Source organism: Brevibacillus sp. LEMMJ03 (assembly GCF_007197875.1).
Classification (GTDB): Bacteria; Bacillota; Bacilli; order Brevibacillales; family Brevibacillaceae; genus Brevibacillus; species Brevibacillus thermoruber.
The window spans coordinates 89,054-112,662 of record NZ_VKJN01000001.1 but is presented as its reverse complement, the minus strand read 5'-3'; the positions used below and the strand labels follow the sequence as shown (position 1 = coordinate 112,662).

At 58.0% G+C, this 23,609-nt stretch carries 21 protein-coding genes; 5 read left to right on the top strand and 16 right to left on the bottom strand.

All coding sequences use genetic code 11. The features are described 5' to 3' along the window. Positions 1–25: 25 nt before the first annotated feature. The 13 genes from FOI68_RS00515 to sbnA form a co-directional block, all read right to left on the bottom strand. Entirely contained in the window at positions 26–697 is a 672-nt protein-coding gene (locus tag FOI68_RS00515; protein WP_044900181.1) for a methionine ABC transporter permease, read from the bottom strand. Further along, the gene (locus FOI68_RS00510) at positions 690–1,712 is read right to left on the bottom strand and encodes a methionine ABC transporter ATP-binding protein (protein ID WP_143862047.1); all 1,023 of its coding nucleotides are present in this window, start codon (positions 1,710–1,712) and stop codon (positions 690–692) included. The genes FOI68_RS00515 and FOI68_RS00510 overlap by 8 nt, the downstream gene beginning before the upstream one ends. 123 nt (positions 1,713–1,835) lie before the next feature. Then, the gene (locus tag FOI68_RS00505; protein ID WP_029099337.1) at positions 1,836–2,642 is read right to left on the bottom strand and encodes a MetQ/NlpA family ABC transporter substrate-binding protein; all 807 of its coding nucleotides are present in this window, start codon (positions 2,640–2,642) and stop codon (positions 1,836–1,838) included. Between the two features lie 271 nt (positions 2,643–2,913). After that, entirely contained in the window at positions 2,914–3,240 is a 327-nt protein-coding gene (locus FOI68_RS00500) for an ArsR/SmtB family transcription factor (protein ID WP_029099336.1), read from the bottom strand. 93 nt (positions 3,241–3,333) lie between these two features. Further along, positions 3,334–5,094 carry a SulP family inorganic anion transporter gene (locus tag FOI68_RS00495; RefSeq protein WP_143862046.1) on the bottom strand — a complete coding sequence of 587 codons (1,761 nt, stop codon included), beginning with the start codon at positions 5,092–5,094 and terminating at the stop codon, positions 3,334–3,336. A 230-nt stretch (positions 5,095–5,324) separates the two neighbouring features. Beyond that, positions 5,325–6,122 (bottom strand): ParB N-terminal domain-containing protein, encoded by a 798-nt coding sequence (locus tag FOI68_RS00490; protein WP_143862045.1) that lies wholly within the window; start codon positions 6,120–6,122, stop codon positions 5,325–5,327. 95 nt (positions 6,123–6,217) lie between these two features. After that, the gene (locus FOI68_RS00485; RefSeq protein WP_044900176.1) at positions 6,218–7,015 is read right to left on the bottom strand and encodes an HpcH/HpaI aldolase family protein; all 798 of its coding nucleotides are present in this window, start codon (positions 7,013–7,015) and stop codon (positions 6,218–6,220) included. Between the two features lie 27 nt (positions 7,016–7,042). Continuing rightward, on the bottom strand, positions 7,043–8,881 hold the full coding sequence (locus FOI68_RS00480; RefSeq protein ID WP_143862044.1) for an IucA/IucC family protein: 1,839 nt from the start codon (positions 8,879–8,881) through the stop codon (positions 7,043–7,045). Beyond that, the gene (locus FOI68_RS00475; protein ID WP_143862043.1) at positions 8,878–10,743 is read right to left on the bottom strand and encodes an IucA/IucC family protein; all 1,866 of its coding nucleotides are present in this window, start codon (positions 10,741–10,743) and stop codon (positions 8,878–8,880) included. Before FOI68_RS00475 ends, FOI68_RS00480 begins: the two co-directional genes overlap by 4 nt. After that, positions 10,721–11,983: an MFS transporter gene (locus FOI68_RS00470; RefSeq protein ID WP_143862042.1), complete on the bottom strand. Its 1,263-nt coding sequence runs from the start codon at positions 11,981–11,983 to the stop codon at positions 10,721–10,723. Before FOI68_RS00470 ends, FOI68_RS00475 begins: the two co-directional genes overlap by 23 nt. Next, on the bottom strand, positions 11,961–13,823 hold the full coding sequence (locus FOI68_RS00465; RefSeq protein ID WP_143862041.1) for an IucA/IucC family protein: 1,863 nt from the start codon (positions 13,821–13,823) through the stop codon (positions 11,961–11,963). The genes FOI68_RS00470 and FOI68_RS00465 overlap by 23 nt, the downstream gene beginning before the upstream one ends. A gap of 27 nt (positions 13,824–13,850) precedes the next feature. Next, the gene (sbnB, locus tag FOI68_RS00460) at positions 13,851–14,864 is read right to left on the bottom strand and encodes a 2,3-diaminopropionate biosynthesis protein SbnB (protein ID WP_143862040.1); all 1,014 of its coding nucleotides are present in this window, start codon (positions 14,862–14,864) and stop codon (positions 13,851–13,853) included. A 23-nt stretch (positions 14,865–14,887) separates the two neighbouring features. Next, a complete protein-coding gene (sbnA, locus tag FOI68_RS00455) occupies positions 14,888–15,892 on the bottom strand; it encodes a 2,3-diaminopropionate biosynthesis protein SbnA (RefSeq protein WP_304488785.1) in 1,005 nt (334 codons plus the stop codon). Positions 15,893–16,192: 300 nt separating this feature from the next. Here sbnA and FOI68_RS00450 point away from each other — a divergent pair, with 300 nt between their 5' ends. Continuing rightward, entirely contained in the window at positions 16,193–17,038 is an 846-nt protein-coding gene (locus tag FOI68_RS00450; protein ID WP_143862039.1) for a sulfurtransferase, read from the top strand. Between the two features lie 22 nt (positions 17,039–17,060). Here FOI68_RS00450 and FOI68_RS00445 read toward each other — a convergent pair whose 3' ends face one another. Beyond that, positions 17,061–18,254, bottom strand: coding sequence for an MFS transporter (locus FOI68_RS00445; RefSeq protein ID WP_143862038.1), 1,194 nt, complete (start codon positions 18,252–18,254; stop codon positions 17,061–17,063). Positions 18,255–18,561: 307 nt separating this feature from the next. Here FOI68_RS00445 and FOI68_RS23850 point away from each other — a divergent pair, with 307 nt between their 5' ends. Genes FOI68_RS23850 through FOI68_RS00435 form a run of 3 tightly spaced genes read left to right on the top strand, consistent with a single transcriptional unit; the run spans position 18,562 to position 19,902 of the window. Beyond that, a complete protein-coding gene (locus FOI68_RS23850) occupies positions 18,562–18,798 on the top strand; it encodes an MBL fold metallo-hydrolase (protein WP_370512098.1) in 237 nt (78 codons plus the stop codon). Next, positions 18,795–19,511, top strand: coding sequence for an MBL fold metallo-hydrolase (locus tag FOI68_RS00440; protein ID WP_255433283.1), 717 nt, complete (start codon positions 18,795–18,797; stop codon positions 19,509–19,511). The genes FOI68_RS23850 and FOI68_RS00440 overlap by 4 nt, the downstream gene beginning before the upstream one ends. Before the next feature lie 19 nt (positions 19,512–19,530). After that, the gene (locus FOI68_RS00435) at positions 19,531–19,902 is read left to right on the top strand and encodes a hotdog domain-containing protein (protein WP_029099326.1); all 372 of its coding nucleotides are present in this window, start codon (positions 19,531–19,533) and stop codon (positions 19,900–19,902) included. Here FOI68_RS00435 and FOI68_RS00430 read toward each other — a convergent pair. Then, positions 19,899–20,129 carry a mismatch-specific DNA-glycosylase gene (locus FOI68_RS00430; RefSeq protein WP_255433324.1) on the bottom strand — a complete coding sequence of 77 codons (231 nt, stop codon included), beginning with the start codon at positions 20,127–20,129 and terminating at the stop codon, positions 19,899–19,901. The two genes, FOI68_RS00435 and FOI68_RS00430, sit on opposite strands and share 4 nt — an antisense overlap. Positions 20,130–20,258: 129 nt before the next feature. Further along, entirely contained in the window at positions 20,259–21,857 is a 1,599-nt protein-coding gene (locus FOI68_RS00425) for a peptide chain release factor 3 (RefSeq protein ID WP_029099324.1), read from the bottom strand. Between the two features lie 178 nt (positions 21,858–22,035). Between FOI68_RS00425 and FOI68_RS00420 the strand changes: the two genes are divergently transcribed. Next, the gene (locus FOI68_RS00420; protein ID WP_143862037.1) at positions 22,036–23,556 is read left to right on the top strand and encodes a carboxypeptidase M32; all 1,521 of its coding nucleotides are present in this window, start codon (positions 22,036–22,038) and stop codon (positions 23,554–23,556) included. The last annotated feature ends 53 nt before the right edge of the window (positions 23,557–23,609 follow it).

Below are 23,609 nucleotides of genomic sequence, written 5' to 3'. Positions count from 1 at the left end.
TCGCTCGCTCCTTTCGCACGTGCCGTCAGTCTTTCTTGTATTTCGCCGCCATCCGGTTGCCGATGGTCTGCAAGCCCTGTACGAGGAGAATCAGGATGAACACGGTGACGTACATGACATCCACTTCGTAACGCAAATGCCCGAAGCGGTACGCCAGATCACCCAGCCCCCCCGCGCCGACCAGACCCGCCATGGCCGTGGCGCCGACCAGGCTGATCACCGCGATGGTCAGTCCCAACACGATGGAGGGACGGGCTTCCCGAAGCAGCACGTGCCAAATGATGTCCCGCGTCCGGATGCCCATCGACTTGTACGCTTCGACCACGCCGCTGTCCACCTCCAGCAAGGCGCTTTCCATCAGGCGGGCAATGGACGGCGCGGAATGCACGATCAACGGGACAATCGCCCCTTTTACCCCAATCGTTGTTCCCACCACCAGCTTGGTAAACGGCAGGATGAAGAACAGCAGGATGATAAAGGGGATGGACCGGATGACGTTGATCACGACGTTCAGAAGCTGATAGACAAACCGATTCTCCCATGCGTTGCCCGGCCGGGTGAGGATCAGCAGCACGCCCATGGGCAGGCCGATCAATACGGAGAACAGCAGGGATACGGACACCATTTGAAAGGTTTGCACCACGGATTCCCCGATAATGGGGAGGCGTTCCTGGACAAATTCTTGCAGATCAGACATGGCCCCTCTCCATCTCCTCCACGTTTACTCCTTGTTCCTCCAGGAAGGCAATCGCCTTCTTCGTCTCCTCGCCCTCTCCCTGCAGATGGACCACCAGCGACCCGATCTTCTCCTGCTTCAACTGGATGATTCCTCCGGCCAGGATGTTGGGAGAAACGTCAAACTTCCTGCTGACCGCTGCCAGCACCGGCTTCCCGGTGCTTTCCCCCACAAAGGAGAGTCGGACCACGGGCCCGGTCTCCCGGAGTTCCCTGAGCAGGGACGGGGGCAGCTCCCGGTGATAGGTCCCGTTGACGAACCGTTTGGTGGTGCTGTGTCTGGCGTTGGTGAAAATGTCCACCGTTCTCCCCTGTTCAATCACTTCTCCCTTTTCCATCACCGCCACACGGTCGCAGATCTTCTGGATCACGTTCATCTCATGGGTAATCAGGAGAATCGTGATCCCCAGTTCCTGATTGATCGTGAGGAGAAGCTCCAGAATCGACTCGGTGGTTTCCGGGTCCAGCGCACTGGTCGCCTCATCGCTGAGCAGCAGTTCCGGCTCCTGCGCCAACGCACGGGCAATGGCCACCCGCTGCTTTTGTCCCCCGGACAGTTGGCTGGGGTAGGCGTCGTGCTTGTCTTCCAATCCGACGATGCTCAGATACTTGCCCACACGCTTGTCGATTTCCTGTTGACCGACATCCATCAGGCGAAGCGGGATCGCGATGTTGTCGTAGACCGTGGCTGTCTTCAGCAGGTGAAACCCTTGAAAAATCATCCCGATCTTTCGCCTGATCGCAAGTAGCTCGTGTTCGGGCAGACGGGTGACATCCGTGCCATTGATTTCAACCGTCCCGGACGTCGGGGTCTCCAGCAGATTGACGCATCGGATCAACGTGCTTTTGCCTGCGCCGCTGTACCCGATTACTCCGAAGATTTCCCCTTTTTCCACTTCGAGCGAGACATTGGTAAGCGCACGAACGATGCCTTTTTCCGTATGAAAATGTTTGGACACGTTTGTCAGCTTGATCACGCTTGCACTGTACCTCCCTGTTCCGTCCCCCCGGAAAACCCGTCCCCGTCGGTGCCGCGCAGCACCATCCGGTGCAAGAAAGGAAGCTTCACCGAAATGAAGCTTCACGGGCGGCCCGGGATTTTACCACAACGGAATTACCGATCCCTGGAACGTTTCTTCGACGAATGCTTTCACCTCGTCGGAGCGGTACGCCTTCACCAGTTTTTGCACCACGGGATCATCCTTGTTTTCGGTCCGGACCACAATGACGTTATGATGCTTGGACTCTTTCTGCTCGAGGAAGATGGCATCGCGCCCCGGATTGAGATTGTTCTTCAGCGCATAGCTGGTGTTGATGGCGGCGGCAGTCAGGTCGTCCAACTGCTTCGCGATTTGCGCGGCGTCCAGCTCGACAAACTCCAGCTTGCGCGGATTTTCCGCAATGTCCAGCACAGTCGCTTCCCCTTCGATGCCATCCTTGAGCTTGATCAGTCCGGCGCTTTGGAAGAGATGCAGCGCCCGGTCGCAGTTCGTCGGATCGTTCGGCAGGCCAATTTTATCGCCTTCTTTGATCTCGGAAATGTCTTTCACTTTTTTGGAATACATGCCCATGGGATTCAGGACGGTTTCTCCCACAGCGGTCAGGTCTGCGTTGTGCTCTCGCTTGTAGGTTTCGAGGAAGGGGATGGTTTGATAGCTGTTGGCATCGATCTCCCCTTCCACCAGGGCAACATTGGGCATTTGAAAATCGGAAAACGCCTTGATTTCCACTTCCACGCCGTCTTTGGCCGCCACTTCCTTTACTTTTTCCATAATCTGTTCGTGCAGGCCGGACGTAACCCCCACGACGATTTTCTTCTCATCCAGTGCACCGCCCGTTTTTCCGCCGCATGCGGCCAACGCCAGAACGAGCAGGCCGGAAGCAAGTCCACCCAGAATCTTTTTCATGTTGTCCCCCTCCATATACATACTATTTCTATGCGCATACTATGAATTACATTTACACCCAATTATGGGTTTGTGAGGAAATTCACAATCTTCATCAAGTAAATTCAGAAAATAATATACTATAGGCAGTATATCCTAGTCAACCACTATGTTTTATGGGAGTACCGTGACATTGTACATCCCCCATGAATCACCTGTGCAATCGGGCAGCCAGACGAATCAGCCCCTGGTCCTGCCTGCCGGCAAAACCAAGGGCTGCGCATGGTCTGTCTTATTCTTCATTGAACCGATCCAGCATCGAAATCGTGTCGATCAAATGGTTGTTAAAGATTTGCCGAGCGACGGCCAAGAGTTCGATAATCATGGGATCACGAAGCGAGTACGTCACCTTGTTTCCATCCTTGGTCCCGTACACGATGTTCTTGTTTCGCAAAATCGCGAGCTGCTGGGAAACCGCGGAGCCTTCGCTCCCGATCAACGCTTGCAGCTCATTGACGTTTTTGTCCCCTTCTGACAGCAGCTCCAGAATGCGAATCCGCAATGGATGCCCCAGAGCCTTGAAAAAATCTGCTTTGAACTGCTGCAGTTCCAAATTCAACGACCGATCCCCCCATTTTTCATTTTCCTCTCATGAACTACTGCCATGCGCCGCCGCTCTCCTCTTCGTATAGACGCCGTTCGTTTTCGCTCGTTACACCTGATGGGCCGGGTGCATGTCCGGGTTGGCCTGTTTCGGCGAAAGCTCAGGGTTCGACAACCCCGCACATTCCCGAAAGGCAAAATGCCGGCACCCTGCACAGCGGTTCTGATCCAGGCGGGCCAGGGCGAAATTGATCGCGTCCCCTGTGTGCTCGAAGAAATGCTGCTCGCCAATGTACGCATACAATCCGGTACGCTTGAGGACTTCCCTGGGCTGGGATTGCATGCCCGAAATCAGCACCATCCCCCCGTTGTTTTTCCATGTTTTCACCACACTGGCCAATTTGGATTCACCCGTCGTATCCATGAACGGCACTTTTCCCATTCTGAGCAGCAAAATCTTCGGACGGTGCTGAAGGGTGCGCATCACGGATTGTTCAAACGTGGATGCCGCACCGAAAAAGAGCGCTCCTTCCACGGTGAAGATGCTGATTTGCGGACAATCGTGCCCTTCCGTGACCATGTGCGGCCTTACCTTTGCATGTTTCGAAGACGGATCGGGCAGCACCTTGTGTACCGTGATGAGTTCGCCCATCCGCTTCACGAACAGGATCACCGCAAGGATCAACCCGATTTCCACAGCGGTTGTCAGGTTGGTAAACACCGTGAGCAGAAACGTAACCAGCAGCACGACGGAATCGCTGGTCTTTGACTGGAGAACGTGGAAAAATTCCCTGCGTTCGCTCATGTTCCAGGCGACGACCATCAGAATGGGAGCCATGCTGGCCAGCGGAATGTGCGACGCGTACGGAGCAAACAGCATCAGCACGAGCAGTACCACCAGTCCATGAATGATCCCCGCCATCGGGGACACCGCCCCGTTTTTGATGTTCGTCGCCGTTCGAGCGATGGCTCCGGTCGCCGGAATGCCTCCGAACAAGGGAGCCGCCATATTGGCGATGCCTTGACCGATCAGCTCCCGATTGCTGTTGTGCCGCGTGCCGGTCATCTCGTCCGCCACAACGGCGGATAACAGGGATTCGATACCGCCCAGCATCGCAATCGTGAAGGCGGGAACCAGCAGCTGCCCGATTCGTTCCAGCGTCACGTCAGGGAAGTGAAAGCTCGGCAGCGTGCTGGGGATGGGGCCAAACGTGGAACCGATGGTCGCCACTTTCCCCTCAAACAATAATGCGGCAACGACACTCGATATGACAAGTCCCGCCAGCGATCCGGGAACGTTTGGGAACAGCCGCGGTGTAATCAGGATGACGGCCAGGCATATGCCGGCCGTGATTACGCTGTAGACGTTCACCGTGGACAAGTGCATCCCGATTTCCTCCATGTTGGAAAGAAAATCCTCATGTTTCTGAATATCGCGAAGGCCCAGGAAATTGGCAATCTGTCCGCTAAAAATGATGACCGCGATCCCGGTGGTAAATCCGATGGTCACCGGGCGAGGAATATAGCGGATCAGGCCTCCCATCCGGCAAAGCCCCATCAGCACAAGCATGATCCCCGCCAAAAAACCGGCAATCAGCAGGTTTTCATATCCGTACTGCATGACAACCCCGAATAAAATGGGAATGAATGCGCCAGTGGGACCGCCAATCTGGAACCGGGAGCCTCCAAACATGGAAATGAGAATCCCGGCGATGATCGTGGTGTAGATGCCGTACTCCGGTTTCACCCCGGATGCAATGGCAAATGCCATCCCCAACGGAATGGCAATAATCCCCACAATCAATCCCGACAGGCAGTCTCTCCGGAATGACTCCGCGTTGTAACCCGCAAATCGTCCCGTCCACTTCATGTCTGCAACCCTTCTTCTCTTTGAATCTTTGATTATTTGAAGATACAAGAAATAACACACTCACTTTACACGCACGATGCACGTCTTGTCAATGGCGTCGTTTTGTTTCCGCTGCGGGACAGGCCGTACTCCCGGCGCTTGCCTCAGACGACTGCGCGCATCCGGCCGGATGCGGATGAAAGACAAACTCCCCCGCCTGCCATTGGCAGCGAGGGAGTTCGCATCAACGGTTATTCTGCCGGGGTTTGTGCGGCCACGACTTCCTTTTCGCAAAGATATACCGCTTCGGCGTAGAGGCGCAGCGCCCCTTCCCACTGCTTCCGATAGTGTTCCCATTCCTGGTGATTGAAGGTGCTGCCTGTCAACAGGAAAAGGGGAATTCTCAGGTTCAGCAGGCGGCCGCTGACAAGAAATCGCGTCACGCCCGCCGGCATGACCTGCCCGGACGCAACGATTTTTTCGATTTCCTCGATGGTGCAAACAGGATAGCGCAGGCAGACGGTTCCTTCCTCCGGCAGGGAAACGCTGCCCCGCGCGACTCGCTGAACCGCGTATTTCCTGCTGTACGCGCTGACAATCCGATGCCAGGCGTGCAGTTTTTCAGAGCGGTCATGCGATTTCTCCCTGGCGTACAGATAGAGCCGTTTCCCGCTCGGATACATCACCTCCGCCACCAACTGCTTGTGGCGCCGCTCGGCTTCCCAGCGCAGGGACGCATCATGCAGCAGCCCGTACAGCCATGTCCCCATCGGCACGAGATGATCCCAGGCCTCCAGTCGAAAGTCCGCAGGATCCACCACTTGCACCGGTATCCATCTGCAGCCCATCTGGCGCAGGGCTGCCGTCCGATGGGCGCCGTCCAGGATCAGGTATCTCCCGTCCTTCATCCGCATGGCCAGCGGCGGATGGCGCAGCACGCCGTCTTGGCAAAGAGCGGAGCAGGTGTCATCCAACCTCGCAGGTTCATGCTCTTCATGCAGGCAGATTCGTTCGGCTTCCATCACCTGTAACGAAGATAGTACATTCATCAATGTTTACCTCCTCCTGTCCCCGTCACGACCAGTCTTCGTCCAGAAACGGATGGCTGAGCTGCCAAGCCAGCGGCAGCCTTGATCAACGCGGTTCATGAGCGGTCCTCTTCCGCACGCGTTCTCTCCCGGTCTTTCCACGTGCGAAGCTGATGCCGGAGCGCTCGGAACGCAATGCCCCGCTCGTCACCCAGCACATAGGCCCGCACCCCTTTTTCCCACCACAGCGCCATGTCCTCTTCCGCGCGCGGGATGGCGCAGTACGGTACCCCATGGCGAACGGCGGCCGAGTGGATCCGGCGCAGGGCCGCTTTCACCGTATCCCCGCGCGTCTGCCACGGCACCCCGTACGATTGCGAGAGGTCGGCTGCTCCTTCCAGTACCATGTCGATACCGGAGACTGACAGGATGTCGTCAATCCGATCGACCCCTTCCCTGCTCTCAATCATGGGGACGACCATGATTTCTGCATTGGCCCGCTCCATGTAAGCGACCAGGTCGTTCTTGCCAAACGCCCCGGGACGGCCGCTGTTCAAACTCCTGCTTCCCAGCGGATGGTACCGGCTGAAACGGACGATGCTCTCCGCTTGTTCCCTGCTCTGGACATGCGGCACCACCACGCCCTGCGCGCCGCTGTCCAGAACGCGCAAAATCGTTCCCGGCCGGGAATCGGCCACGCGTACCAACGGGGTGAGATGGGCCGTTTCGGCAGCCCGGATCATGTTTTCCAGCGTCTCCGGATTGATGAGGACATGCTCGGTATCAATGATCACGAAATCAAACTCCGCACATCCGATCAGTTCGACCATGACAGGGGAGGGAATCGAGCAAAACAAGCCGTACACGGCTTTTCCTTCTTTCAGTTTGCGTTTCAGCGCGTTTTCCTTGAGCACTTTACACACTCTCCCTTCGCCGCGTGGTTACGCCAACCACGCCAAGGGATTGGACACGTTGTGAACCCGCAGCTCCGTGTCCGGGAACAAGCGGCGCTTTGCCAACTGCTCCACCTCGATCACGGGCACAAACAGATCGAATGCGGCATAGCGTTCCGCCAGATGGGGAAAGCGCTTGTGATACGCTTCGATCACCTGGCGCACCAAGCCCCAGAACGTTTGCTCCGGGTAGCCGAATGCGTCCGCCATGAATAAGGCCAGCTCCCCCATATTAATGAAGAAAAAGGCGTCAAGCATGAAGTCGCGAACCGCTGCCAGGTTGTCCGTTTCGATGAAGGAATTGCGGTTGACCCGCGCATGGTATTCCGGTGTACCGAGCAGCGCCGGGCATTTGTCCGGCTGGGCCAGAAGTTTTTTGGAAAAACGGATGCCGTCGTGAAAGTCTTTCAGTGCGATTCGCTCCGGCATTCCCTCCCGATGGATGAGCACCATGTTCTGCGCGTGCGACTCCAGAGCGATTCCATGGGCGTACAGCATATGGACAATCGGCAGGACGCTCGATTCAAACAGCCTGGTCAACCACGCCTCCGCTCCGTATCGGCGAATCCACGGCTCGATCAACGGCCGACCGCTGTGATCGACCGAGCACAGACCGTTGAATGGCAGGGCCTCTTCCCCCTCCTCCAGGAAGCGGTGCAAACTCTCCCGCCAGATGCAGCTCAGAACGCCGTAGGTTTTGGACTGCACCACATCGGACAGGGCGGGACGATCGTAGGAAATCCCCATGATTTCGCGCAGCAGCACCACTCGTGCCTCATCGAGCAGGAACGGGTCTGCCATGACGAGCTCCCGCAGCCAGTCGGAAATGGCGGGCGCATTGGATACCGTATGGGGCGCAAGGATGCGGCCGGTCGACGTATTGATGAGACTCATCGACAGCTTGACATACGATTTTTCCGGTGACGTATGGTTGGCCAGCGTTCGGATGGACTGCTGCGGCCGATAAGCGTCCTCGGATGCGCCCAAAAGCACCAGACGATTCTCCCGCACATCCTCCAGCAGCGCCGTGATGATGGTTTTCCACTGCCAGGGATGGACGGGCACAAACCAATAGTCGTCCGGATCAAGAGAGCGGCTCCTGAGCTTCTGGGCAAACCGGGCAAACAGCCGTTCTCCCAGCTCCTCGCGCAGAAAGCGCTGATACTCCAGGTCCCGTGCGATCGCAAGACGGGCATGCGTTTTCGCCACCGCCACCCAGAGCGGACGCAGCTCTCGTTTGAACTCGGGACCATACTCGTAGTGATCCTCGTAATCGAACCCGATTCTCGATTTGTAGCTGGGATGGTACGGATGACCGTCCATGATGTCGCCTTCCAGCTCGTCGTAACCGCCTGCCTGCAGCGCTCTTCCCTCCAGATGGCGCTGGTGCTGCGCCAGCGTGTCGTTGAGAAGCGTATGTTCCAGCTCGTTGATGAACGCCGTCAGTCGGCCTTCGTCAGCTCCCACCGACCGGCGAATCTCCAGGAGGAATTGAGCGAGTGATTCCGCTTCCCGGCAGTCGTCACCAGCCATGCGGATGATCGGCGTGTCGGACAGACGGATTCGTCCGAACGTAAATCGCCGCTGTCCCCGGCACAGGTAGACAACCGGTTCGCCTGTTTCAGATTGGGCCGGGATGCGGAAAACCACTTCGCTGTCCGCTTCCTCCGTCTCGGCGGCAATCACGCCTTCGAACAGCAGTGCCTCAAGCAGTTGGCGGAAAATTCGCCGCCGCACCGCCACAAACTGGTCTGACTGAATCGCCGCTTCCACGATGGATGCCCGGTCGGCGAAATCATGCCCCAACTCTACGCGTGTGTTATTCATACGTTCCCCCCAACATGTGCAAGCGGATTTGGTATGGTCACATACAACGGCCGTTCGCCGCGCTGATGAAAGCTGCTGATCAGGTTGGCTTTGGCAGGCAGTCCTTCATTCCGCATCAGATCGAGCAGGATGTCTTTGCCGTTTTGCAAGGCAGGCGATGTATGGACAACCTCGGCCACGATCTTCCACAGGGCGGTTTCCTCCGTCGACCCGCAGCAGGCCAGCGTGTGAATCAGATGGCCCAAATGATTGACCACGACGTAATACTTGAAACGATTCCACGCTTCTTCCTCCGTGTAGAGAACGGGACTGTCTTCCGCCAGCCGGTTTTGGAACATCGCCTGCTGGCGAGCGCGCGTACGCCCGATGCTGACCCCTTCCAGATCGCGGACATAGAAATGAACCGGCCATCCGTCGCGAAGCGTGACCATCGAATTCTGGACGTGCGCTTCCATGCTGACGCCATGTTCCACAAACAGCCATAACAGCGGCACAAGGGACATCTCCAGATACTGTCTCAGCCATTTTTCCAACAGCTCGCTCCAGGAGAGATGCGGGCATTGACGGGCGGCCATTCGCACCGCTTCGATGATCGGCGGCACTTCCGCGTAAGGCGGCTGTTCCAGCGCGGCAGCGACCACGTTGGGCACCTCGTCGTCTTGAGGTGCGGTGATCGGATTCTCCCGGAAAATCACCCCGAAACTCTCCGTCAGTCTCTCCCGCTGTTCGGCAGTCACATGGGCGGGTGCAATCGTGCGATACCCCGCTTCCAGCAAAATCGTAAACGCGGAAAACGGCATGTGGTTGGCCAGAAACGCCAGCACGCGGCTGGCATCCATCGTTCTCTCCAATTGATCAAGCGGATTGACGCGGATGAAATGGGTGATGCGCACATTCAGCGGCAGCTTGAAAAAATAGGGGTGCCGCGGGTCCCACACCGTCCGGACAGACGATGTGGGGTAAACGTTCCCCCCGAGTGCTCCCAGGTCAACCAGCAGTCCGCTGTCCAGCAGGTCCTGCACGTCCCCCCATTGTTTCAGGTGGTTCGCCTGCCAGGGATGGCAGGGGATCAGCCGGTAATGCTGCCGGGAAGGCCCCAACTGCTGTGCAGCCGCTTCCCGCACCCCCGCAGGAATCCATGATTCGTCCGCCGCGTCGGGACCGACAGACGCTTCCCGCACGATTTCAGGCGCGCAGGCGAAGTAGTGCAGGACAAACGACGCTCCCATCTCCGGCGCGTACCTGCGCAGATCTTCTGCCGAAAAGCCTTGCGAACTCTTGGGAGCAGGATGAAACGGATGCCCGTACACGAGCGACTGCTCTGCCGCAGAAAAGCGTTCCACCCCCGACAACTGCGAGAAGGAGCGGCCTTCCCGAAGACTGCGTTCGACGTATGTGCGCGTCTTCTCCAGCGAGTTCTCCAGGTGGGACAAGAGCGTGTCGACCAGATCGGTTCGCGAGAGCGGAAGGGTCGCGGACGCCGCGAGTTCATTCAGCAGCGCCTTGGCCAATTCACGGCAGTGGCCGATCCGCGTGACATCGGCGGTGTCGTTCCGGGCGATCCAAAACGAACGGCCGTAGCGATGATGGCCAAACGGCGAGTAATAGGAAACCGAACCCAGAAGGACAACTCCTGTCGCCTCCAGCACGACTTGCATCGGCGCACCCTGTCCGGCGATCTCCTCCAGAATCTCGGCAGGAAGGTCTCCCAGCCGGGGATCATCCGGGGACAGTCTGGGATCCGCTGCGCCCGTTTCACGCAGATACGCATTGAGCAGTCTCTCCGCCGCTGCTGTTTCAGCCCGTACGCGCCCGATATCGATCGACGCGTGAACGGTGTCAGAGATCGATTTGTTTGTCATCGTTCGTTCTCCACCTCATCATGATGGTTGTAAAGGACGGAGTGGACACGGCATGCCGGGTGCTTGCGACGAGCCAAACAGCCCCTGCCATAAACGAGAACCCCATGATCGCAAATGTCCATTCCATGGGAAGATAGGCGGCAAATGCGGCCCCCCATAACGAGCCGGCAATTTGCCCCATGACGAGAACGGAATTGGAGATCCCTATGTTAACCCCCCTCTGTTTTTCATGGGACGCTTTTGCAACCACCAGGAAAATCGACGGAACCAGGGCGGCAAAGCAAAATCCCTGCAGGACGCGCAGCGGAATCAACCAGCCCACGCTCGCCGGGATGGCTTGCAGCATCACGCTTACGCCGCATCCCGCCAAGGCGGCGCACACGTTTTTTTCCACCTGGATCCGGTCGTTGCAACGCCCCCACCACAGGGAGCCGAACAATGTTGCGCCCCAGGTCACGGCCTGCAGCACGCCCACCCAACTGGCGGCGTACGCGGATCCGACCATTTCCTGCACACGGGGGGCAAACACCGTCACCAATCCAAACGCTCCGAATTGGGCCAGCATCCCCGCCACCAGGACATTTCGCATTCGGCGGTGCCGCAGCACGTCTCCCCACGCGTGCGGAAGCGACACGTTCTCCCGATGAGGGACGTGTGTCTCCCGAGGTGGTTCCTTCAGCACCATCGCCGCACCCAATCCGCAAAAACCAAGCAGCAGTGCTGTCGCCCACAAAATCGGCCGAAAGCCGAACACATCCGTCAACGTTCCGCCAACAAGCGGCCCCAAGAGGGAACCGGCCGCGGTAGCGCTCTGCAGGCTTCCCATCACGCGGCCTTCCGTTCCCTCTCTCGCCTGCGATCCGGTAAAGGCAGCGGCGGCATCCACCACCCCTCCGCACGCGCCCTGGAGCAGTCTCGCCAGGAAAAACTGCATGGGGGTTTGGGCCAGACCCATCAATCCCAGACTGGCCGCAATCCCGATCAGCGCCCGGACGACCATCCACTTCCTTCCGAAGCGATCCCCGTACTTTCCCCAGATCGGGGAAGACAGCGACAGCGTCACGGCGGGAGCTGCCAGGGACAGCCCCGTCCATAACCCGTTTGCTTCGGGGGTCACCGCTCCCAGCTCCGCGAGATAAAAGGGCAGGAGGGGAACCATGACGGTCAAGCTGCAGATGGAGAAAAACTGACCCGTCCACAGCATGCGAAAGTTTCGATCAGCGAAGCTGGATGGATTCATCTTCGGCCCCTACACATTTCAGCGGATTTATCGTTGTCCCGACACCGGCGGGCATGCTGCCTCCACCTGTTCCCGTTCGCTTCAAGAGCGGGGTCAGCAGCAGGCGGGTAGGCCATGTCTCGCTCTCCATCAACTGCTGCTGCAGTACGTCCCGCACCGCAGACGGAACATCGATATGGGACCCGATCACGCTTTTGATCTCCTGCCAGAACAGGGCTTCCTCGATGGCGTACGAGGCGGACAGCGCATCCGCGATGGCGTAAAGATTTACCTGCACCCCGAGTGTTTGAAAATACGAGAGCAGGTGGGCGGGTGTTTCGTTGATCAGGCTGTTGGGGGTACCCGGCTTGACCACGTACGCGGGATCAGCCAGGCCCTCCCGCTCCAGCCACGGGAGATGCACGCGAATCGTGTCATGGTCGCGCAGCAGCAAGCCGCAGGCCCGTTCATTCCGAATGATCACCAGGACGTTCTGGCCGTGAACTTCCGGCATGATTCCATACCGGAAGCACGTGAGCGTCGTCTCGACAAAGACCTGGGCAATCTCGCGAAACAGCGCCAGCACCTCGGTTTTGCCCGTCTGCACACCAAACCGCTTCGCCGCCCATTGGGCGAATACCGGATTTTCCCCGCTGCGATCCAGCACCGCCAGGGCAGACATGGGGATCAGGTGAACGTGTTCATCCTCGAGCAGATCGCGCGGATACTCCCGGATGAGGCAGGCGAGATGCCCCGGCTTGTCAGCAAACGGATCGCCGTCCGGTTCGGAATATCCCCACCAGTTGGACTCGTCGCACACACGCAGCCGGTTGTGCAGCAGGGCGTCTTTTTCGATGAGCTGCCTGAGCAAGGCCTGCCCCTTTTGTCCGTTGTGAAGGTAACGCGGCGGAAGCACACGCAGTGCTCCAAGGGAATAGATGCCAATCGGCACCTTGACATGGTAATGTTCATTACCCGGGGCAGCCAGCGCGCGAACGGACGACGTCGCCCGAAACGCGCCCAACCCTCGAATGACCGGTACGCAAATCTTTCGGGCCATCTCGGTCTGGTAAAGCGACGGCAGCACATGCTCCATCTGCCAGGGGTGAACGGGGAGCAGAAGGTAATTCTCGTCGTCGATGCCGGCACGTACGGCTGCCAGGCGCAGCGTCTCGCGTTCCGATTCATTCAGGATGAAGGCGGCCGCCTCTTGACCTGTGCTTGCCTGGATATGATCGCGCCGTACCGCAATCCAATCCAGTCCGAATGATTGGCCAAACTCCGGGCTGTACCGCTGATAGTCGTCGTCGTTCCACCCGCGTTTCGCCCGCGAAGTCGGATGAAAGGGCCGATCCCGAAGGGCGGAAAACCGCTCCATCTGCAGCAGGAGAGAATCGTACTCATTCCGTTTTATAGCATGCTCTCTCATGGCCGCTAGCGACAGCTCCGTATGCCGGACGGCATCGCTCAATTCGTCGAGAAAATCGTGCACGTTCGGCAAAGCGGCGGCACGCTCCGCTTCGGATACGGAATCGGCAACGACGCGCATGAATTCTGCCGGATGCAGCTCTTGCGCAGTCAGGCTGCCTTCCCGCTCCGTCAGCAGCACGACGGGCAATCGGCTGATCTTGTACGCTTGAAGAAAACGCCGCGGGAATACGCGAAACATCACCGTTCGCTGCCCATCCAGCGGGACATAAAAGTAGCGTTCCCCTTCGTCCAGCGGGTACGGCCCGCTGCCCGATGCGTTCATCCATGCGGACGACACGATCCCCTTTTCCCGAAATCCCAGCAGATTCTCGTGCAGCATCGCGTTGATCAGATCGCAAAACACCATGTTTTCCGCTTGCGTGGTAGCCATTCGTGGTGTACCTCCTTTCAGGCGGGATTACAGAGGTAACCGGGTGCCTTTGTTTTCCGCGACGGCCTTCCGGTAAATTTCCTGTGCGCTGGCAATGTCTTCTACCGCCATCCCCATCGGATTCAGGATGATCACTTCCTCATCCGATTCCCTGCCGGCCTTCGCTCCGATCAGAATTTCCCCCAGCTCGGCATGAAGCTGCTCCCGCGAGAACCTTCCTTCCAGGACGAGCTGGTTGATGACTTTTTTCTCGCGGTTTGCCTGATCCCAATCGTCCACGACCACTTTATCCGCCTTGATAAATACTTCTTTATGTACGTCCATGATGGAAATGTTGCTGACAAACGCCCCTTTTTGCAGCCATTCATACGGAATGTACGGCTGGTCCACCACTGTGCACGTGATGACCACTTCCCCTGCGCGGACTGCGCTTTCTGCATCCGGAGCGATCACGAACGTTACATGCGGATACGTTTCCCGCAAGTGATCGGCCAATGCGCGAGCGGCTTCCGGGTTCAGATCAAAGAGATGGATGGCGGTAATCTGCGGAAACTGTTCCAGCATGGACCGAAGCTGCATGCGGGCGATCACGCCGCATCCCATGCACGCGACACGTTCAAATCCTTTTTTCGCCAGGTAACGCGCTCCAATGACGGTCACAGCTGCGGTGCGCATGCCGCTGATCAGGCTGGCTTCCATCACGGCGATCGGATAGTTGCTCTCGGGATCGTTCAGGATGATGAGGCCGCTGGCGCGTTCCATTCCCCGCCTGCTGGGGTTGTCGTGCTTGCTTCCGATCCACTTCAGCCCCGACACCGGCGCTTCTCCGCCAATGTAGGCCGGCATCGCGATGATGCGATCGGCGATATGCCCGTCGTTTTCGTTGACGCGCAGGTACGGTTTCAGCGGCTGCACGAAATCGCGTTTGGCATGCAGCTCCAGCGCCCTGCTTACAGCCGTGACGTACAGATCGGAAGCGTTTCCTCCCAGCGCGATGATGTCTTCCTTGCTCAAATACAAGATGGAATGATGGCGAGACATGTCGATTTCCTCTCCTTTTGCTGTCATACCGATACGGTTGGGCGGCTGAGCTTTTGCACCCAGGCGTCATCGTACACACTGTCCAAATAACGTTCTCCCCTGTCAGGGAGAATCGTAACCACGCGGGATGCGGCCGGTACCGACGCGATGATCTTCCGGATGGCCGCGATGACCGAGCCCGACGAGCCGCCGGCAAAAATCCCTTCGGCAGCCAACAGGTCGCGGCAGCCCGATACCGATTCGGCGTCGTTCACATAGACAACCTCGTCGATTTCCTCCCTCCTGAGGAGCTCCGGAACGCGGCTGGAACCGATGCCGGGAAGTTCGCGCGGGGCGGGAGGCGCTCCGAAGATGACGGAACCGACCGCGTCGACGGCGATCACTTTGACGTGTGGATACGCTTCCCGAATCCGTCTCGCCGTTCCCAGAATACTTCCGGTTGTGCTGACGGCCATGACGAGGTAATCAATCGAGCCGCTGACTTGTTCCAAAATTTCGCTGGCTGTGCCGTAGTAGTACGCCTTCCAGTTGTTCTCGTTGGCATACTGATTGATCCAATAGGCGTTTGGAGTCGTTTGCAGCAGTTCCTGTACACGCCTGATCCGCGTCTTTAAATACCCTCCCTGGTCATCCGGTTCCTGAACCATGTCAATACGGGCTCCCATTTGCTTGAGAATGGCCAGGTTTGTCTTGGTAATCTTGGGATCGACCACGCAGGTGAAAGTCAATCCATGCACGCGTGCCATCATGGAGATGGCGATGCCCAGATTGCCGGAGGTGCTTTCAATCAGGTGCGTGTTCTCATGGATGGTACCGTCCTTCAGTCCCTGCTCGATGATATAGCGAGCCGGGCGGTCCTTCATGCTGCCGCCGGGATTCATCAGCTCCAGCTTGGCGAAAACGTCCACCTGGCTGCCCGAAAACAGCCGCTTCAGGTGAACCAGCGGAGTGTTTCCCACGCAAGCCGCAATGGAATCAGAAACAGGGGGGCTGGTACGGTTGCATTCGATTCCTGAACGATTCATCATCGGCACCTTCTCTCCCAAAAGGCATTTTGTTAATAATGAAAATCATTTTCAATTATTGTTACGATGAAATTATATTTGATAGTGATAATCATTGTCAACATGATTTTGGCAGATTTTTCATGTGACTTTGGTCCCGTTCTAGCGGGAACCCTCCTGTTCTTACATCGAGACAATGGTCCGCTGCGAGCGTTTTGCGTGAAATCCCCCGCATCCCGCTGATTTTCGGAAACGCGATCGCGGTTATAGCTGCGGGGACAACCCATCTGCTATCATGGAAGAAAAAAGAAAGAAGGGTGAATCATGCAACCGCTCGTTACCCCCCGTTGGCTGTACGAACACCTGCAGGACGACCGGCTGATCGTCATCGACTGCCGCTTTGCCCTGAACAACCCTGCCCTGGGCGAGGAACAGTACCGCCAGGAGCACATCCCCGGCGCCCTCTATTTCCATCTGGAGCGGGACCTGTCCGGCCCCAAACAGACGCATGGCGGACGCCATCCGCTGCCCGATCCGGAAGCGCTCGCCGCCCGGCTGTCCCGCGCGGGTATTGACGAGAGCGTCACCGTGATCGCATACGACGACCAGGAGATGTCCATGGCCGGCCGGCTCTGGTGGCTGCTCCGCTACCTGGGGCACGAGAAGGCAGCCGTGCTGGACGGCGGATTTGCCGCCTGGAAGCGGGCCGGCTACCCGGTGACGGCCGACGTGCCCACTCCCGCCCCGCGCACCTTTGTCCCCCGTCTGCAGCCGGACATGCTGGTGGACATCCGCGGCGTGCAGGAACGCGGCGAACGGACGGCGCTGCTCGACTCCCGCGCCGGCGAACGCTACCGCGGCGAACAGGAAACGCTCGATCCGAAAGCGGGACACATCCCCGGCGCCCTGCACTTCTTTTACAAGGACAATCTCTCCGCGGACGGCACGATGCTGCCGCCTGAACGGCTGCGGGAGCGGTTTGCCCCCTTGGACGGACAGGAGATCATCGTCTACTGCGGCTCCGGCGTGACGGCCTGCACCAACCTCCTGGCCCTGCACGCCGCCGGCCGGACCGACGCCAAACTGTACCCCGGCAGTTGGAGCGACTGGTGCTCCTACGACCTGCCGGTGGCGAAAGGACCTACTCCGGCCGACGACGTTGAAAAGTGAGGGAGGGCCGCCTCCCGCCCGTTTAGCGATCGATCGGCGATGCCGCTCCCTGCTGGATCAGCCGGTGCAGACCGCCGAGCAAAAACGCGCCGCCGGTGACGAAGAAGACGATAAAAAACGAGTGGTTCCAGTTGTCGATGATGCCCGCCACGATGGGGCTGAGAATGGCACCGGCGGAGGTGACAGCGGAAAACAGGCTGAACGCGCTCCCGTACAGGTCGCGCGGCACGTGAAGCATCAGGATGGTGGACAAAGCCGGGAACAGGAGGCCGGAGCAGATGCCGAACAGAAACATCATCAGATACAGCGACACATCCAGGCCGATCGCCAGCCCATACGTCAGCAGGCTCATCAGGCAGAGGCCAACCAGCGTGCGCTGCTCCGGGGACGTGCGGGCCAGCCAGAACTGGCTGAGCGTCGCCAGCGCCCCCAATCCCTTGAGACTGAACAAAATGCCCGTCACCGAAGGCGAAAGATCGTGCCGTTGGATCAGCAGCGGGACCTCGTAAATCAGCGTCCCCTGCGCGTAGACGACGGCAAACCCGCCGAGAAAGGCGGGATAGAGGTACGGATTTGCCACCACGGCCATCAAAGAGGATTGTTGCGGCAGGCGGGCAGCGACGGCAGCGCTGTTGGCGGTGCTGGCAGCGCTGTCGGAAACGCTCCCGCCGTCCGCTCGACTGCCGGGCAGGACCAGCAGGGCAAACACCCCGGCAGCCGCCATGATGCCGCCCAGGATGACAAACGACTGCCCGTAGCCAAACTGTACCGCGAAGAAGCTGCCCACCGCTGGCGAGACAATCGCCGCCGTCGTCAGCACCATCCCGTTTTTCGCCATCAGTTCGCCCTGCTCCGCCCTCGTCCGTCCGGTTTCCCCCAGCATGGCAAAACAGGCCGGCGAGACAAACGCCATCAAAAACCCCAGGATCAGGCGCAGCACGAAGAAATGCTCCGGCGCCTGCACCACTCCCTGGCCGCTCAGGATCAGCCCGGCCAGGAGCAGTCCCCCGGCGACAAACCACTTTTTCGGAAAGCGATCCAAAAACGGTCCGGCGATCAGGTTGCCGCCCAGGTTGCTGATCGCGTACGCCCCCAGGACCACGCCGATCATTGCCCCCGACGCCCCCAGCACGAGCATGTACGGCGCGAGCAGCGGCGTCTGCGCATGCATGTCAAACGACACGAGAAACAAGACGACAAACAGGAGAATCCGCATTCCCTTCCACTCCCCTCTCTATCTCCTATCTATATGAAGCAGGTCGTCCCCATAGAAAAGGGGCTGTCTCAAAAGAGGCACTCCGAATGATTGAATCCCAAAAAGCAGCCAAGAAACATCCCGTCTCACTGTCTTAGTGGGACGGGACGCTTGGTTTACGGGTAATGTTGATTTCCTCGGGGTGGTATTCGCGTTTTCTACGTTGACATTTTGACGGAATATTTTGTATAATGCCAAAAATGAACGATCGCTCAATCAAAATGTGTTGGGAGGCGGAAACTGTCACGTGGTTCTCTTTTTTGAACGTATGTTTCCCAGTGCAAACATGGCTCTGATCAAAGACGAGTTCCCTGTACTCGTCGATACCGGATTTGGAAGTGACTGGGCAGAAACGGAAAGGTTAATCAGAGAAGCGGGGATTTCACCCGAAACGCTGCAGCTTATCGTGAACACCCATTATCACAGTGATCACGTGGGAGGCAATCATCAACTGCAAAAAAATACGGTACAAAGATCGCCGCACATAAATGGGAGGCTGATTTGATAAACGCCTGCCACCCGGAGGCATGCTGTGCCGAGTGGTTGGACCAGCCTGTAGAGCAGTACCGGATCGACAGAAGACTATCTGACGGCGATGAAATTCATACAGGACGCCGAATCCTGCAGGTTGTTCACACGCCTGGTCATACATTGGGGCATATCTCTTTGTACGAACCTGAGGAGAAGGTATTGATTTGTGGCGATCTTTTCCATAAGAATGACATCGGCTGGATCAATATCTTTCGTGAAGGAGTCGCTGCCGTTCAGCAATCAATCGAAAACCTGGAGCGGCTGGCCAGTCTTCCGATTCGACACGCCTACTCCGGCCATGGTCCTGCGTTGGATAATCCTCTGGTTGCGATTGATCATGCGAGAAATCGGCTGGAAAAGTGGCTCCATGCGCCGGAAAAGATGGCATGGCACGCTTGCAAGAGAATTTTTGCCTATACCCTGATGATGTACGACGGACTGTCAAAAGATGAAATCGATACCTACCTCCCATCGTGTGGATGGTTCCGGGATTTTGCCCGCTACTCGTTCCAACTGCAACCGGACGAATTTGTCCCCATCCTGCTTGATGAAATGCTGCGCTCCAAAGCCGCAAGCTGGCGTGGTGATGATCTGATTGCCACTACACCCTATCAGCCGCCAACCAGGGAATGGATGGAGCGGAGTAGCAAGCCTCGCGTTTGGACAACGGAAGGTTATCATTCATGATGAAGAAAGGGGGAAGCTTATGCAGGCAGGCGATGTCCTAACGTGGGAGAGAACATTTACCGAGCAGGATGTGCAAGAGTTTTGCAGAATTTCCGGCGACAACGGCGCGCACCATATTACGCCTGATGAACATGGGCGTTTCATGGTACATGGTTTGCTCACCGCAACCTTGCCGACAAAAATCGGTGGGGACTTGCATGTTCTTGCCAGAAAAATGGAGTTTACCTTTCTCAGGCCGGTGTTTACGGGAGACACGATCCGCTGTGAAGTTACCGTCACCCGTTATGAACGGCAGGAAATCAAAGTGGAAATCGCTGCCGCTGTGGAGTGCTTTAACCAGGCGGGAAAGAAGGTATTGGAAGGCGCGTTTGAAGGGATTATCAGGCGCTAGACAAAATCGCCGGAGGAGCGGGTGAGGCGGGAGACCAGATCAGTGATGCCGTAGCCGTAATCGAGCAGGCGGGCCGTCTCTTCCGGCTTTAGCTGCCGGGGCGTGAGGCCGCCTTCGTACAGTCCGCGCCAAAACAGATTGGCCGGATTGGCGTAGTGAAAGCCGGCTGTCGCCGACACGCGGCCCGGATTGATGCCGCAAAACAGTACCGTTAGATCGCGGCGGATGTAGGTGGGCAGCCATTTTTCCGTAAAGTGGGAGACTCTCCCTAAGGGAGAGTCTCGGTCTCGGGAATGTCATTCGCACCAGCTTGGGCGAAAACGTCTGTTTTTCTGCGCTCTGTGCACGGCCGGCGTCTACGCATGCACCGATTTCAAGCCCAACGAGCTTTCGTGGAACTTGATGTTCGGATACTTCTCCATCGCCATCCGCAGTTGGTACTCGCTCTCAAACAGCATCACCGGCCGGCCGTAGCGGTCCGTCACGGTTTTGTTCTTCAGCGCGTCCAGCGCCGCTTTTTCTCCTTCCAGCCAGCGGGCGATCTGGTACGGCAGGCGGGTCAGCGTGATCTCCACCCCGTACTCCGCTTTCAGCCGGTACTCCAGCACTTCAAACTGAAGCACCCCGACCACGCCAAGGATCAGCTCCTCCATCGGGTAGGTGCGGAACAACTGCACCGTTCCTTCCTCCGTCAACTGCATGATCCCTTTTTGGAACTGCTTGTGCTTCATCGCGTCCTTCACCATCACCCGGGAGAAGAACTCCGGCGAGAAGTGCGGCATCTCTTCGTACTCGAAAGGCTGGCCGACGCAGAGCGTGTCGCCGATCTGGAAGATGCCCGGGTCGAACAGGCCGATGACGTCACCGGCGTACGACTCCTCCACGATCTCCCGGTCCTGGGCCATGAACTGCACCGGCTGGGCCAGCTTGATCTCCTTGCCCAGGCGCACGTGCTTGACGGTCATGCCGCGTTCGAAGCGGCCCGAACAAATCCGCAGAAATGCCACGCGGTCGCGGTGCGCCGGATTCATGTTGGCCTGGATTTTGAAAATGAAGCCGGAAAACGGATGGCTGTACGGATCAATCAGGCCGACGCTGCTCTTCTTGGGCGACGGCGGCGGAGCCATTTGCAAAAAGTTGTCGAGGAACGTCTGCACCCCGAAATTGTTGATCGCACTGCCGAAAAAGACGGGGGTCAGCTCCCCTTTGCCGATCAGCTCCATGTCGAAGGCGTCGCCCGCCACGTCCAGCAGGGCGATTTCCTCCTGAAGCTGCTGCCACAGGTCCTGGCCGACGCGTTCGCCGATCAGCGGATCGTCCGGGCCGCTTACCTCGAAGAAGCGGATGTCCTCATGCTGCGAGCCGTCCTGATACAGCTCCACGCGCGATTTCATCCGGTCGTACACGCCGCTGAAGTGGCTGCCCATGCCGATCGGCCAGTTCATCGGATAGGAGCGGATGCCCAGCACCCGTTCGATTTCTTCCAGGAGCTCGAACGGGTCCTTGCCGTGCCGGTCCAGCTTGTTGATAAAGGTAAAAATCGGGATGCCGCGCATCCGGCAAACCTTGAACAGCTTGATCGTCTGCGCCTCCACCCCTTTGGCCACGTCGATGATCATCACCGCGGCGTCGGCCGCCGTCAACGTCCGGTACGTGTCCTCGCTGAAGTCCTGGTGGCCCGGCGTATCCAAAATGTTGATGCGGTGCCCCTTGTATTCGAAATCCATCGCGCTGGAGGTGACGGAGATGCCCCGCTTCTTTTCGATTTCCATCCAGTCGGAGGTGGCGTGCTTGGAGTTCTTCCGCCCTTTGACCATCCCGGCTTCACGGATCGCTCCGCCGTAGTACAGCAGCTTTTCCGTCATGGTCGTCTTGCCCGCGTCCGGGTGGGAGATAATCGCAAAGGTGCGCCGTTTCGCAATTTCTTGTTCCCATTGGGGGTTTTTCTGACTCATCTTCATTCTCCTGTCGTTGTTCTCTGCCATAGCGTATTCCATAACGATTATAACGACAAACATGCGTGTGAGCTAGCTCGTATCTTTCCTTTTCCATCAGATCGGGTATAATAGAGGGATGGAAGTAGTAAAAATTTTTTGACTGTATGTGAATTCTACATAACAAGGGAGGAACCCTATGACAACCTCTGTGGAAAAACGCGCAGCCGCCTTTCGCGACTACGTGAAAAAAATGACCAGCTACAGCCAGGCGCTCGCCGTCCTGCATTGGGACATGCGCACGCAGGCGCCGCGCAAAGGGATGGAAGCCCGCTCCGAGGTGATCGGCGTGCTGTCCAGCGAGCAGTTCAAACTGGCCACCTCCAAGGAGATGGAGGAACACCTGGAGGCGCTGAGCGAACCGGCCGCGCTGGAATCGCTCGACGCCATCACCCGGGCGACAGTGCTGGAGTGCAAGAAAGAGTTTGACCGCAACAAGAAAATCCCGGCAGACCGGTACCGGGAATTTGTGGTGCTGACCTCGCAGGCCGAGACCATCTGGGAGGAAGCGCGGGCCAACAGCGACTTCGCCATGTTCCGCCCCTATCTGGAAAAGATCGTCAACTTCCAGCTTGAGTTTATCGACTACTGGGGCTACGACGGCAGGAACAAGTACAACACCCTGCTTGATCTGTACGAGCCGGGCATGACCGTGGACCAGTTGGACCCGATGTTTGCCACCCTGCGCGAGAAAACCGTCAAGCTGGTGGCAGCCATCGCCGAGTCGCCGAACAAACCGGACACGTCCTTCCTGAAGAAGCACTTCCCGGAGAGCGAGCAGGAAGCGTTCAGCCGCTTTGTGCTGGAGCGGATCGGGTACGACTTTCAGGCGGGCCGCATGGATCGCAGCGTGCATCCGTTCTGCACGTCGTTCAACCCGGGCGACGTCCGGATCACGACCCGTTTCCACCCGAACGACTTCAACTCGGCGCTGTTTAGCTGCATCCACGAAGCCGGACACGCCATGTACGAGCAAAACATCAATCCGGAGCTGCTGGGCACACCGCTGTGCGACGGCACTTCGATGGGCATCCACGAATCCCAGTCCCGCTTCTGGGAAAACATGGTGGGCCGCAGCCTGCCGTTCTGGAAACATTTCTACGGCGATCTCTTGAAGGCCTTCCCGGCCCAGTTTGCAGGCGTCGACGTCGAGCAGTTCTACCGTGCGATCAACGAGGTCACCCCGTCGTTTATCCGCACGGAAGCGGACGAATTGACGTACAACCTGCACGTCATGATCCGCTACGAGATTGAAAAAGGGCTGATCAACCGGACGATCGACGTGGCCGACCTGCCTGCCATCTGGAACGAGAAAATGAAGGAGTACCTCGGCATCGTCCCGGCCAACGACAAGGAAGGAGTGCTGCAGGACGTGCATTGGGCGGGCGGCAGCTTCGGCTACTTCCCCACCTACTCGTTGGGCAACGTCTACGCCGCCCAGTTCACCCATGTGATGCGCCGGGAGATCAGCGGCTACGACGACCTGGTGGCCAAGGGAGAGTTCGGGCCGATCCGTCAGTGGCTGAAGGAGCACATTCACCAGTACGGCAAGATGAAGAGCCCGAACGAGCTGGTGAAGGAGATCACCGGCGAGGGGATCAACGCATCGTACCTGATGGACTATCTGGAAACCAAGTACACGGACATCTACAAGCTGTAGGAACACCGGGCGCCTCGCGTTTCGTCGAGGCGCTCTTTTCTTTGCCCGCCGCC